Raw genomic sequence first — 12,889 nt, 5'->3', positions numbered from 1 at the left:
CGCATCAGTGAGCCACCCCTGCTGCGACAGATTCATCAATGAATTTGCCCTCGCGGAAACGGTACATGGAAAATTCGTCGGTCAGCGGCGATGCGCCCTTTGCCATCAATTCTGCCATGGCCCAGCCGGACCCCGGAATCGCCTTGAATCCACCAGTCCCCCAGCCGCAGTTCACAAAGATACCCTCAACGGGCGTTGCGGACAGGATCGGCGACCGATCCCCTGTCACGTCTACGATTCCGCCCCATTGTCGGAGCATCTTGAGCCTTGAGATCATCGGGAAGGTTTCGACAAGCGCCCGCACCGTTTCTTCGATGTGGTGGAATGATCCGCGTTGGGTGTAGTTGTTGTAGCCGTCGGTGCCGCCGCCAATGACCATTTCGCCTTTGTCGGATTGCGACAGGTAGCCGTGCACAGTGTTGGCCATGATCACGACGTCCATGCAGGGTTTGATCGGCTCGGATACCAACGCCTGCAGCGCCACCGATTCGATGGGCAGACGGAACCCTGCCTTTTCAGCCAGCACCGATGCGTGGCCAGCCACCACCATGCCAAGTTTGTTGCAGCCAATGTCGCCTTGCGTCGTTTCGACGCCGGTGACTTTGCCGTTTTCGCGTTTGACGCCTGTGACTTCGCATTGCTGGATGATGTCCATGCCCATGTCGGAACAGGCCCGTGCGTAGCCCCATGCGACCGCGTCGTGCCGCGCTGTGCCGCCGCGTGCCTGCCATAGCCCGCCCAGAACCGGATAACGTGGACCGCCGATATTGATGATCGGGCAAAGTTCCTTGACGCGGTCCGGCCCGATCCATTCGGTTGTGACCCCTTGCAGCGAATTGGCGTGTGCCGTGCGCTGGTAGCCCCTAATTTCGTGCTGGGTTTGCGCCAGCATGATCACGCCGCGTGGGCTGAACATGATGTTGTAGTTCAGGTCCTGAGACAGCCCTTCATAAAGGCTGCGCGCCTTTTCGTAGATCGCAGCTGATGGGTCTTGCAGGTAATTGGACCGGATGATGGTTGTGTTTCGTCCGGTGTTGCCGCCGCCAAGCCACCCTTTTTCAATGATCGCCACATTGGTGATGCCAAAGTTCTTGCCAAGGTAGTAGGCCGTCGCCAGACCATGCCCGCCAGCGCCCACGATGATCACATCGTAATGCTTTTTCGGCGGACGTTTTGCCCACGCCCGATCCCAGCCAGTGTGTTGGCGCATCGCTTCGCGCGCGATAGCAAAAGCAGAATAGCGTTTCATCGGTGCAGCCTCATCCTGAATAGCGGTCTTAAAAGTGTTAGTGGGACTTTGGCCGAAACAAAAGGATACTCCACGCGGCAATTCGACGTCATTTTACGACATCGCTTTTGTTACTGCTTGCATGCTGTTGGAACCGTGATGTCGCAGCCCCTTTTCGTGCCGCCTTTAGGGCGTTAGGTAGGGTGAAATTGAAGGGCCTCATATCATGCTGTTTTGGATCATCTGCTTTGTGCTGACATGTGTGGTTGGTGTGATTGTCATCACGCCGCTGGTCCGCCCCCCCAAAGAGACCGTGGAAGACCCGCAGGTCGCGTTGTACAAGGCGCAACTGGAAGAAGTTGACCGCGACGTCGCCCGCGAAGTGATCGCACCTGAAGACGCAGAACGGGCCAAAACCGAAATTGCGCGGCGATTGATTGCGGCGTCAGGCGAGGATCATACGACAACGATAAGCCGGTTTGGCAAGCCGGCCGCTATCGGAACAGGAATTGTTCTGCTGGCGCTATCCGGTGGCATTTATACGCAGTTAGGCGCGCCGGGATATCCTGATCTGCCGTTGAAGACCCGCATTGCCAATGGCGATGAATTCCGCGCGAACCGACCAAGTCAGGCCGAGGCAGAGGCGAATGCCCCTGCCCTGGAGACCCCTGATTTTCCTGCTGAATACGTCGAATCAATTGATAAGTTGCGCGAACTCGTGCCGCTGCGCCCTGATGAAGTTCAGGGCTGGGAATTGCTTGCCTATCACGAAAGCCAAATGCGGAATTATCCAGCGGCTGCGACAGCGCAAGGTCAGGTGATCGCGCTGAAGGGTGATGATGCCACCGTTGATGAGCTGACCGTATTGGCCGATTTGCTGGCGGCTGCCGCGGATGGATATGTTTCGCCACAGACAGAAACGATTGCGCGGCGCATCTTGCAGCTTGATCCGAACAATATCGCGGGCCGCTATTATCTTGGTGCGATGTACGACCAAACGGACCGCCCGGATCGCGCGCTGCAGCTGTGGCGTAGCATTCTGGATCGTGGTGCAGCCGAGACCTTCCACCTTGCGCTTGCGCGTCGCTTTGTGGGCGATGCGGCGGCGCGGGCCGGTACGGACTACACCCCGCCGCCCGCGACCGAAGTCGCCCTCGAAGACGTCATTGGTAACGAAGACCTGTCCGAAGACGACCAATCCGAGATGATCGCTGGCATGGTCAGCCGCCTTGCGGACCGATTGGCGACACAGGGCGGCCCTGTCGACCAATGGGCCCGCCTGATCGTGGCTTACGGTGTGTTGGGGCAAATGGACGATGCGCGCGACATTCTCGCGGAGGCCCGCGATGTATTCGGGGCATCCGATGAAGCGATGGGGCTGTTGGATCAAGCCGCGACGCGCGCAGGAGTTGCCGAATGATTTGTGAAACATCTGAGGATTTTCTGGCCGCTTTGCCCGATTTCGGCGCGGTTGCAGGGCTGGACCTTGGGACCGTCACGATCGGTGTCGCGGTGTCGGATGGCATGCGTCAGGTCGGCACCCCGCTTGAAACGATCCGGCGGAAGAAATTCGGGCTCGACGCTGCGAAATTGCTCGAGATTTGCGCCAAGCGGGACATCAAAGGTCTCGTTCTTGGCCTGCCGATGAACATGGACGGATCGGAAGGTCCGCGCTGTCAGGCGACCCGCGCGTTCGCTCGCAATCTTGAAAAATTGACCGACCTCCCTATCGCCTACTGGGATGAACGCCTATCGACCGTTGAAGCCGAACGCGTGTTGATCGCCGCAGATACATCACGCAAACGCCGCGCGGACGTCATTGATCACGTGGCCGCCGGATTCATCCTGCAGGGGTTGTTGGACCGCCTGTCCTACATGAAGAGATCAACATGAGCGACGAGATCTGGAAACGCGCCGAAATTGACAGCCCTTGCGTGAAGGTCTGTGTGATTCATCCCGAGACGCGGCTGTGCACGGGATGTTTGCGGTCGATTGACGAGATTGGCGCATGGTCCGGCATGACACCTGAGGCCCGTAAACTTGTGATGGATGCCCTGCCTGATCGGGCTGGTCTGATCACGAAACGGCGTGGCGGACGTGCAGCAAGGCTTGCGCGCGATTAAGCGTGCGGGAAGACAAAGCAGCGGTCGCGGCGGATCATGATCCACAACGGCGTGCCTGCTTTTGGTAGAAACACGGATGGCACGCGCGCCTTGAGCACCGACCCGTCGTAGTCCATCACGAACTCGACCAGACTGTCCGCCCCCATGAAACGCGCACGGCGGACGATGCCGCGTGCTGGTGTGCCTTCGGATGGCGTGGGGTTGGGCCCGCGTCCGCCGCGATCAAAGTCGATTTTCAGGTGTTGCGGGCGAATGACGATGTCCACTTTGGTGCCGTCAACAAAGCCCGGCGCCAAGAATTGGCCGAACGGTGTATCTGTTAGCGCCCCTTGAACTTTGCTGGGGATCACGTTGATATCGCTGAAGAAAGCCGCAGCTTCGCGATCTGCGGGCGCGTTGTAGATGTTGTAAGGTGCGCCGCGCTGCACGACAACGCCGCCCCGCATCAGCGCAATTTCATCGGCCATGCGCATCGCTTCACCCGGTTCGTGCGTGACAAGCAGAACGGCGGTCCCTTCTTCTTTCAGAACCTCAAGCGTTTCGTCGCGAATGTCATCGCGCAGGCGGTCGTCAAGGCCGGAAAACGGTTCGTCCATCAACATCACACGCGGGCTTGGTGCGAGCGCACGCGCGAGCGCGATACGTTGTTGTTCGCCGCCCGACAGTTCGTGGGGATAGGCATCGGCGTGGCGCGACATCCCAACTTTGGCGAGCAATTTGGTCACGCGATCAGCCACTTCTGCCTTGGGCGCGCGCAAACCAAAAGCGACGTTTTGCGTCACGCTAAGGTGTGGGAAAAGCGCGAAGTCTTGGAACATCAGCCCGATTGACCGCCCTTCTGGCGGGATCGACATGGTGCCATCGCAGACCAGTTGACCATCGACGTAGATGCTGCCGCTATCTTGGGTTTCGACGCCCGCGATCATCCGCAACGTCGTCGATTTACCGCAGCCGGACGGCCCCAGCAAACAGGTGACCTGCCCCGGCATCACGCTGAGCGACACATCGTTCACGACCTCACGGCCTGCAAACGCCTTGCGCAGGTTCCGGATTTCAAGACGCGGGGTGGTCATGTGGGGCTAATCCCTAGTGAAACGATTGGTCTTTGCGTCCCTAACAATAGGCGTTCGCGGGGGCAAGTCAGGTGAGTGCGAAAGGTAGGCTGGCGCGAATGCGACCGTTCACCTGTAAATGGATACGATGCGCACCGGGATACAGGGTGAATGTCGTCGCGTTATCCTTAAATGTGTGCTTCTTCTTGAGCGTCGCGGACACATTTTCTTTGAGGTCTAACACCTTGAACTTGGATACTTTTGGTGCCGTCGTCCCGTTTGATTTTACGAAATCTATCACGTAGTCGACGATAATTGGCGCGTCTGTTTTGCTCGACAGTGTTGTTGTAATGTCCAATCCATCACCACGTGCCACGGTGTCAGACGAAATCGCGAAATCGACCACGTCAATCGGTGCATCGGGTGCGTAACCCAGATGCGCCATTGCCCCGGGATGACCCGCCTTGATCAGGCCACGCAGGGCATGTTTGGCCATCCAGTTCAGTTCTGCCGTGGTTTGTGCGCCGGTATCGCGCCAGTCAGACAATTGATTCAGAACGACATCCGGTTCCTTTTTCGTGATATCATTCAGATGGTTAGCGACCGATCTTGTCACATAACGTGTGGGATCGTTGTGCAGCCTATCAAGCAGCGGCAACGTCTGGCTGTGCGTCAACCCAACGCTTTGGCCCCACGGCAGTTTTGGCCGCGTGCCTTCGCTGACAAGCCTGCGCACGTGGTAATTCGGATCAACGGCCCAATCCTGCATGCGCTCTAACACCGCAGCTTCGTGTGTGTTGAGAAAGGCGCGGATCGAAAATTCCATCGAGAAGCGTTTTGTGATGTCTTCCAGAAGATCCAAAGAGGTCGAAAGGTGACCATCAAGACCATGATTTTCAACATAAACACCCAAGGGCGCGTAGATGAAATGGCCGAAGTCATCGTCGGTTTTGTCTGTGCTTAATGGCGGTGGCATTCCGGCTTGGATCGCGTCAGCCGCCGCCTGAAAATCTTTGGGAAGATGATCGGCGAGCACCTCTGCGATCCATGCGATCCGCGCTTTTAACTCCAACGGCGCGAGGCCAGCCATGACCTGATCGACAAACGGCTGCGCTTTGAACACGCCCGCGTCGGCAAAACCGTTCGCCAGTCGCGTGACCGTGTCCGTGTTGAACAGGTCGTCCTTTAGGCTGTACCCCGCTGCCATTTTACAGCGTCGCGTTCACGGCGCCGCCATCCAGCAGGATGTTCTGGCCGACCATAAAGCCCGCATGCTGCGAACACATGAACGCGCAGGTCGCGCCGAATTCGGCGGATGTGCCGTAACGACGGACCGGAATTGTTGCTTCGCGTTGCGCTTGTGCCGTGGCGAGGTCGATGCCTTGCGCTTTCATTACGCCTTCATCAAGGCTGGCCGCGCGGTCTGTCGCGTGGATACCCGGCAGCAGGTTGTTGATCGTGACACCGTGTTCGGCGACCTGCCGTGATGTGCCAGCAACAAAGCCGGTCAGTCCTGCGCGGGCTGTGTTGGATAAACCAAGCTGCGGAATCGGCGATTTGACGGAAACCGAGGTGATGTTGACGATCCGTCCCCATCCCTTTGCGATCATGCCGGGCAAGGCCGCCTGCATCAGCGCAATCGGCGTCAGCATGTTCGCGTCCGCAGCTGCGATGAAGTCGTCGCGGTTCCAGTCGGACCACAGGCCCGGCGGTGGGCCACCTGCGTTCGTGACCAGAATGTCGATGTCGCCTGCAGCTTCCAGAACGGCGGCGCGGCCTTCTTCGGTTGTGACGTCAGCAGCAACTGTTACGACGTCAACACCATGTTCCGACCGGATCGCGTCAGCCGTTGCTTCCAGCACCTCAGCCCCACGTGCGTTCATCACAAGGTTCACCCCTGCGGCGGCGAGCGCTTCCGCGCAACCACGCCCCAAGCCCTTTGACGATGCGCATACCAATGCACGTTTCCCAGAAATTCCTAGTTCCATGTGAAGTCTCCCAATCTGCTTGATGAATGGCTAACACCGTCGCACCCGTCCAGCAATGCCGCGAATGTGTTACGGTCGCGTTGACCTTATCCTGCCGCGCACGTAACCTATCGATTAAAGTTTGAGTAACCCATCTTCCCGAGCATTCTGAATGTCCCAATCGACTAACCCACTGACAAAACAAACAATTATCGTTTATCGGGCGGCTGATCTGTTGGTGACAGAGGGCGTTGCCGAAGGCGACACGCTTTCGTTTGCAGATGAATTGGTCATGGACGACACCTATCAGCTGCACAGGTCAGCGCGGCGCGGTCGGTTGACGATGGCCGTCAACGAAGATGGCCCCGGTTTTTTGCTTATGGAAGACAGCCAATTCGGGACCTCGGGCAACCAAGTCATTCTGGATTCCTGCATCACCGTCATGGCCCCCGACGGCACAACCTTTGAAGGGTTGATCTTCGTTGAAATCGAAGCGGATGGCGTCGAAGATATCTACTTCTTGCCGCTTGCTAATATTCAGACCGATACGGATTACCGTTTGGTCGGCATTGACCGCCAATCCGCCGTGACCCGATTTGCCGAAGTCGCTTGTGTGTCCTTCACACGGGGCACGCATATTACGATGGCGTCCGGCAGACAGACTCCGATCGAAGACCTGAAGGCCGGCGACAAGGTTCTAACTCGTGACGATGGCCCGCAAGAAATTCAGTGGATCAGCCAGACCACATTGCGTGCCATTGGCCGCTACGCCCCTGTCGTGATCAAGAAGGGCGTTTTGCACAACGAAAACGATCTGATTGTCAGCCCTGACCATCGGCTGTTTGTGTATCAACGTCAGGATCGTCTGGGCGCTGGTCGGTCAGAGGTGCTGGTGAAGGTCCGTCATTTAATCAACGGCGAGACCGTATATCAAAAAGACGATGGTTTTGTGGACTATTTCCAGCTGTTGTTCGAAAATCACCAGATCATTTATGCCGAAGGGATTGCTGCGGAATCCCTGTTGATTGATCCCAGAACACGGGCTGCTTTACCGGAAGGTGTGAACCCGTCTGGTGCTGGTCACGCGCATCGCCCGCATCTGGATTACGAAGTGCAGGAAGGCTTGCTATCGCAACCGGATGCCGTCGAATTATTGCGCAAGGCGTCCTCGGACTAGCGTTCAGGGCACCCGCCCCGCTTGAAAACTGCCCGACAATGGCGCGTTGCGACCAAGTTGCTGTGCAATGCCGGTAATGCGTCCTGCGATAGCGCTTTGGTTGTCTTCTAAAACTTCACCGGTCATCTGGCCCGAAATAAGATAGCTATCGGTTCCGGACCGAAGTGATCCTGACAACTGGCTGGACATCAAAAGGGCCGTATCGGTGTCGTTTAGGCTGCCCCCGCTCAGAAAAAGTTGCCCTGTGACCGCCGCCCCCGATGCCGTTTCAAAACCTGATGCGAAACCCGTGACCGGCTCTGCCCCCCCATCGAAGTCGACGTCGAGCGACATGGTGCCAGTTAAATTTACGGCAGTCGATAATACGGGCACAAAGGCCAGCGTGGTGGGGCCCCGATAAGAGGCGGTCCCAGTGGGTGTCGGATCAGGTTCGGGTTCAATGACCTTCGGCAGTTCGTCGATCGGATCAACGACCGAATTGCCACCGCCGCCGCTGCAGGCTGTTAAGAGAAGGATGAGAGGAAGTGTCAGATACCGCATACCTCTTGGTCGGGTATTTTGGTTAACAAATCCTTACGTTGTGACGACGCCCCATCAATCCGTCACCGTCGCATGTTCCAAGAATGCTTGCATTGTTCCCAGTTGACGGAAGTGAAGCCGTGTTGCTTCGGCCTCTTGTGCGTCAGAGATACCGATGTGGCCACTTTCGGTGCGTTCCTCGATTGGCCACCCAAGCACGCGGTGCATATCCAGCGCGATATAAGTCATGTCGCCATAGGGCCGTTTGGGATCAACGGTTGGCCCTGCGATGTCCCCCGCTTCAAACGCGCTATACATATCGTCTTCGTCCGGCCATTCCCATTGGGCGGCTTTCGCAAGCGCGATGTCAGCGTCCGTGACGGTCATCGTCATGTCAGGCGCAATCGCAAAAAGCGTGTCGGCATCATCCAGTCCGCGTTGGGTGCTTGCAAGCCCATCTGCATCCATATTGGACAATGGATATGTCCCCGGTTTCAGCTCTGCCTTGTCCATGAAGATCGACAAAGCCGGTCGCAAAGCCACCATAAAGTGCGCGATCGCGATGTCGTCTGCGTCACCGATCAAGGTCCGGATCAGGTCAGGCGCTTTGCCCCCCGTAAAGCTTTGCGATGGCACGCATTGCGGCGCACCGGATTCCGTGCCGTTCCAATCCAGTCGCATCCGGCGGATCATTGCGATGTGGTCGTCCGTCAATTGAGGTGCGACCGGGTACAAAAGGTCTGAGGACGGCGAAAACAGCGTGTCTTGTGCAGCCTCGCTTAGCGACGATTTTGGACCTGCCATGGCTGCACGGGTGACGGCGTCGATTTGGTTGGGATCGCCGCTACGGACAGCTTTGAACGCCTGCAAAAAGAGACGGAGTTTTGTGAACATCTGATACCTCGTTAGATTACTGCCAATCAGCATTTCGGAATCGTACGCCTGTGGCAAGCGCCATCGCAACGCCACGCGTCGTTTCCACGCCTGTCGGGGCTGAAAATGCGATGGAAGGAATGCGACACATTAGGGCGCGCTAAATACTGGCGCGAAAGCAAGTGGATGTGGATTTTTTTGTTGGAGATGTCAGCTTCGCGGACAAAGCGGTCTTTTGCTGCGGCCACACCAATGACCGGTTTCGGTCGTTCAACTACAGATACTTTTCAACGAAGACTTGAGGTGTGGCACACCTATATGGGCCACACCCCAATTCTCAAACTTGGCGTATCAAACCAAATTCCGCTCAATCAAACTTTGCGCAGTCGCGACGTAGCTGTCCGCAATAGGGATTGGCGTGCGGCCCAATAGCGCGCGGCCGGGTGCTTCGTCCAAAGTTGGGTTATAGCCCAGCTCTTTAAGGCCTGCGCGCATGTCTGCATCAAACAAAGCGACAAGCCGGATGAACCAATCGGGTGCCTGAAACTTTGGCATCTTTTTGCTGTAGGCAGGGAACGGCTCTTTCAGGCAGTTCGCCATCTGCAGTATCGAATACGAGTCAAAGCTGGCAATCGTGCGCGCGCCGGCGGCCGCAGGGTCAGTAAGTGCTGCGACATGCATATCCGCCAAATCACGCACATCAACGGAGTGCAAATATAGATGCGGCGCGACTGGCGCTTTGCCGCGCAAAAAACGCTGAAACAACGCACCCGACGTTCCCGGATCAGAATCCAGCAATGGCCCGACGATAAAGGCCGGATTGATCACGGCCAACTCTGTCTTACCCGCGCCTGGTTTAAGGATCTCCCATGCCTTTTGTTCAGCGCGAATTTTGCTTTCCACATATGCATTCACGTCCCCGTCCGGATCAGCCCAGTCAGAGGCATCCAAATGGCTTGGCCCTGATTTACCCCGCCCCGGCACAATCGCCGCAATCGATGACGTCAATACGATCCGTGCAACACCCGCATCACGGGCTGCGGATAGCGCGCGCTTCGTACCCTCAACCGCTGGGGTGATCAGCTCGGCCTTGTCCTTGGGCATGGACGTCACGAATGGCGATGCCGCGTGAACCAGATAATCCACGCCATTGCAGGCCTCGGCCCAGCCTGCATCTTTAGTCAGGTCAAGCTCGACAAACTCAAGATGACTGACATCGACGCCTGCAGCTTTGATGGCTTCTTTTGTCTCACCGCTGCGCGAGGGCGTCCGCAAGCTGCCGCGAACCTTATAGCCAGCGCGCAGTAAGGCCACCGCGATATGACCGCCCAGAAATCCTGTGACGCCCGTAAGAAGTACTGTTTTCATTGCTCTCTCCAAACTTACGATTTGAACAGTATTCGTTCATATCGTAAATTCAACCCGTTGCAGTCTATTTTCTGCAATTGACGCCAGCCCAAGAGAAACCGATGTTGCCCCTATGAAAGATGAACGACAAAACCAGATACTTAACGCCGCGAGGGCCCTGTTCTTTGAACGGGGGCTGCGTGCGACGACGATGGCTGCCATTTCGGATGCCGCCGGTATCGCCAAGCCGACCCTGTACAGCCGTTACAAGGATAAGAACGCGGTTTTTCAGGCAGTTGTTGCATCCATCTTGGATGAATTACGCGCCCTGATGGATGAGGAGTTTTCGAAATCAGGGAGCGTTGAGGGCCGCCTCACTGCCGCTTTGGTGGCCAAATACTGTGTCGTTTTCGATATGCTTCAATCGCCTCACGTCGCCCAAATGATGGAAGACAAGGTGCTTTACGCAGGCGAAGCGTTTGAAAAGCTGAACACCGACGTCGCCAGACAGATCGAGGGCATGATGGCCGAAGCAGGATACACAAACCCCAGCGATCTCACGCACCTCATCCTGTCTTGCGCGTTCGGCATTCACAGAAACGCCCGCACCCGAGAAGACGTCGCGCGCGATATCACAGCCGTGGTTCATGCCCTTTTGGCCGTTTCGAAATAGTATTTTTGTTTCAACTTAGCGCGACACTTATGTCGCTTGTTCCTGATCGATCACATGCGAAAGCGGCCATTCATTGATGGTGCAGTATAAGTCAATATGGCTCAAACCCGTCATCCGCGCCCCCTTTCCATGTACTACCGCATGCTAACTGACCACTCAGTCTGAAGGTCCCCCGTCAAGCGCCCCAATGCACCGCCGCTTTGCCAATTGCCCTTTCCGCGCCTGCCGCGTAAACGCTTCCCATGACAAATCGCCCGACCTTACCGCCTGAAATTGCCCGCCGCCGGACCTTTGCGATTATCTCGCATCCGGATGCTGGTAAAACGACGCTGACTGAGAAATTCCTGCTGTATGGTGGCGCGATCCAGATGGCGGGTCAGGTGCGTGCGAAAGGCGAGGCACGCCGGACGCGGTCCGACTTTATGCAGATGGAAAAGGACCGCGGGATTTCCGTGTCCGCATCTGCGATGTCGTTTGATTTTGAAAAATACCGCTTCAATCTGGTGGACACGCCCGGTCACTCTGATTTCTCGGAAGATACGTACCGGACGTTGACCGCCGTTGATGCCGCCGTGATGGTGATTGATGGTGCGAAGGGTGTGGAAAGTCAGACCCAGAAGCTGTTCGAAGTTTGCCGTCTGCGCGATCTGCCGATCCTGACCTTCTGTAACAAGATGGACCGCGAAAGCCGAGATACGTTTGAGATCATTGACGAAATTCAAGAGAACCTCGCCATCGACGTGACCCCTGCGTCATGGCCGATTGGTGTGGGTCGTGAATTTATCGGGTGTTACGACATCCTGCGCGACAAGCTAGAATTGATGGACCGTGCTGACCGGAACAAGGTTGCCGAAAGCGTGCAAGTGAACGGGTTGGATGACCCGAAGCTGGCCGAACTTGTCCCTGCTGATCTGCTCGAGAAATTCCTCGAAGAGATCGAAATGGCGAAGGAATTACTGCCGCCGCTTGATCCGCAGGCCTTGCTTGACGGGACGATGACGCCGATCTGGTTCGGCTCTGCGATGAATTCCTTTGGTGTAAAAGAACTCATGGACGGGATCGCGAACTACGGTCCCGAACCGCAAGTGCAGACCGCGACCCCGCGCAACGTGTCGCCCGAGGAAAAGAAGGTCACTGGCTTTGTTTTCAAGGTACAGGCGAACATGGATCCGAAACACCGCGACCGTGTGGCCTTTGTCCGGCTCGCGTCCGGTCACTTTAACCGTGGGATGAAGCTGACGCATGTGCGGTCCAAGAAACAGATGGCTGTGACGAACCCTGTGATGTTCCTCGCGGCAGATCGTGAACTTGCCGAAGAGGCTTATGCGGGCGATATCCTTGGTATTCCGAACCACGGCCAATTGCGCATCGGTGATACGCTGACCGAAGGCGAAGCGATCCGTGTGTCGAACATCCCGTCGTTTGCGCCAGAATTGCTGCAGACCTGCCGTGCGGGTGATCCGATGAAGGCGAAACACCTTGAAAAAGCCCTAATGCAGTTTGCTGAAGAAGGGGCCGCGAAGGTCTTTAAACCAACGTTTGGATCCGGCTTCATCGTTGGCGTTGTAGGGGCGTTGCAGTTCGAAGTGCTCGCCAGCCGCATTGAGATGGAATACGGCCTGCCCGTGCGGTTCGAAGGATCGCAGTTCACATCAGCCCGTTGGGTATTGGGTGACAAGGATGCCGTTGAGAAGTTCGCGGATGCCAACAAGCAGCATATTGCGACGGATAACGACGGTGACACCGTGTTCCTGACGCGCCTGCAATGGGACATTGACCGCGTAGCGCGGGACTATCCGGATGTGGAACTGTCGGCGACGAAAGAAATGATGGTTTAGTATCCCCTGTATCGTATTGGTCAAAATTCACTTTTAAGTTGACAGGCACCGCCGAAATTCCGACGCTGGCGTGCTGCTAAGTTAATTATGAT

13 protein-coding genes are annotated in these 12,889 nt (G+C 56.7%); 6 read left to right on the top strand and 7 right to left on the bottom strand.

The window, feature by feature from the left end; translation table 11 throughout:
- Nucleotides 1-4: 4 nt before the first annotated feature.
- On the bottom strand, nt 5-1,249 hold the full coding sequence (locus AC0L7R_RS07530) for a sarcosine oxidase subunit beta family protein (RefSeq protein WP_473660003.1): 1,245 nt from the start codon (nt 1,247-1,249) through the stop codon (nt 5-7).
- Between the two features lie 205 nt (nt 1,250-1,454).
- Between AC0L7R_RS07530 and ccmI the strand changes: the two genes are divergently transcribed.
- The 3 genes from ccmI to AC0L7R_RS07515 are packed head-to-tail and all read left to right on the top strand — an operon-like array spanning nt 1,455 to nt 3,351.
- The gene (gene ccmI / locus AC0L7R_RS07525; RefSeq protein WP_473660001.1) at nt 1,455-2,648 is read left to right on the top strand and encodes a c-type cytochrome biogenesis protein CcmI; all 1,194 of its coding nucleotides are present in this window, start codon (nt 1,455-1,457) and stop codon (nt 2,646-2,648) included.
- The gene (ruvX, locus tag AC0L7R_RS07520) at nt 2,645-3,121 is read left to right on the top strand and encodes a Holliday junction resolvase RuvX (RefSeq protein ID WP_247128182.1); all 477 of its coding nucleotides are present in this window, start codon (nt 2,645-2,647) and stop codon (nt 3,119-3,121) included. Before ccmI ends, ruvX begins: the two co-directional genes overlap by 4 nt.
- Entirely contained in the window at nt 3,118-3,351 is a 234-nt protein-coding gene (locus AC0L7R_RS07515) for a DUF1289 domain-containing protein (RefSeq protein ID WP_247128183.1), read from the top strand. The genes ruvX and AC0L7R_RS07515 overlap by 4 nt, the downstream gene beginning before the upstream one ends.
- Here the strand turns inward: AC0L7R_RS07515 and AC0L7R_RS07510 are convergent.
- From AC0L7R_RS07510 to AC0L7R_RS07500, 3 genes are all read right to left on the bottom strand, one after another.
- Nucleotides 3,348-4,424: an ATP-binding cassette domain-containing protein gene (locus tag AC0L7R_RS07510; protein ID WP_473659999.1), complete on the bottom strand. Its 1,077-nt coding sequence runs from the start codon at nt 4,422-4,424 to the stop codon at nt 3,348-3,350. The two genes, AC0L7R_RS07515 and AC0L7R_RS07510, sit on opposite strands and share 4 nt — an antisense overlap.
- A gap of 67 nt (nt 4,425-4,491) precedes the next feature.
- Nucleotides 4,492-5,610 carry a hypothetical protein gene (locus AC0L7R_RS07505; protein ID WP_473659997.1) on the bottom strand — a complete coding sequence of 373 codons (1,119 nt, stop codon included), beginning with the start codon at nt 5,608-5,610 and terminating at the stop codon, nt 4,492-4,494.
- Nucleotide 5,611: 1 nt separating this feature from the next.
- Nucleotides 5,612-6,391, bottom strand: coding sequence for an SDR family oxidoreductase (locus tag AC0L7R_RS07500; protein WP_473659995.1), 780 nt, complete (start codon nt 6,389-6,391; stop codon nt 5,612-5,614).
- A 151-nt stretch (nt 6,392-6,542) separates the two neighbouring features.
- On the opposite strand from AC0L7R_RS07500, the gene AC0L7R_RS07495 reads away from it, so the two are divergent.
- Entirely contained in the window at nt 6,543-7,547 is a 1,005-nt protein-coding gene (locus AC0L7R_RS07495; RefSeq protein WP_247128187.1) for a Hint domain-containing protein, read from the top strand.
- 3 nt (nt 7,548-7,550) lie between these two features.
- Here AC0L7R_RS07495 and AC0L7R_RS07490 read toward each other — a convergent pair whose 3' ends face one another.
- The 3 genes from AC0L7R_RS07490 to AC0L7R_RS07480 form a co-directional block, all read right to left on the bottom strand.
- Entirely contained in the window at nt 7,551-8,087 is a 537-nt protein-coding gene (locus AC0L7R_RS07490; RefSeq protein WP_473659992.1) for a hypothetical protein, read from the bottom strand.
- 54 nt (nt 8,088-8,141) lie between these two features.
- On the bottom strand, nt 8,142-8,960 hold the full coding sequence (locus AC0L7R_RS07485; protein ID WP_473659991.1) for a hypothetical protein: 819 nt from the start codon (nt 8,958-8,960) through the stop codon (nt 8,142-8,144).
- Nucleotides 8,961-9,290: 330 nt separating this feature from the next.
- Complete coding sequence (locus AC0L7R_RS07480) at nt 9,291-10,307, bottom strand: NAD-dependent epimerase/dehydratase family protein (protein ID WP_473659989.1); 1,017 nt, start codon at nt 10,305-10,307, stop codon at nt 9,291-9,293.
- A 112-nt stretch (nt 10,308-10,419) separates the two neighbouring features.
- Here AC0L7R_RS07480 and AC0L7R_RS07475 point away from each other — a divergent pair, with 112 nt between their 5' ends.
- Nucleotides 10,420-10,959, top strand: coding sequence for a TetR family transcriptional regulator (locus AC0L7R_RS07475; RefSeq protein ID WP_473659987.1), 540 nt, complete (start codon nt 10,420-10,422; stop codon nt 10,957-10,959).
- Nucleotides 10,960-11,201: 242 nt separating this feature from the next.
- Nucleotides 11,202-12,797 carry a peptide chain release factor 3 gene (locus tag AC0L7R_RS07470; protein WP_473659986.1) on the top strand — a complete coding sequence of 532 codons (1,596 nt, stop codon included), beginning with the start codon at nt 11,202-11,204 and terminating at the stop codon, nt 12,795-12,797.
- Nucleotides 12,798-12,889 lie beyond the last annotated feature (92 nt).

This window comes from Yoonia sp. D2-7 (assembly GCF_055809435.1).
This window is presented reverse-complemented; position numbering and strand designations above follow the sequence as displayed.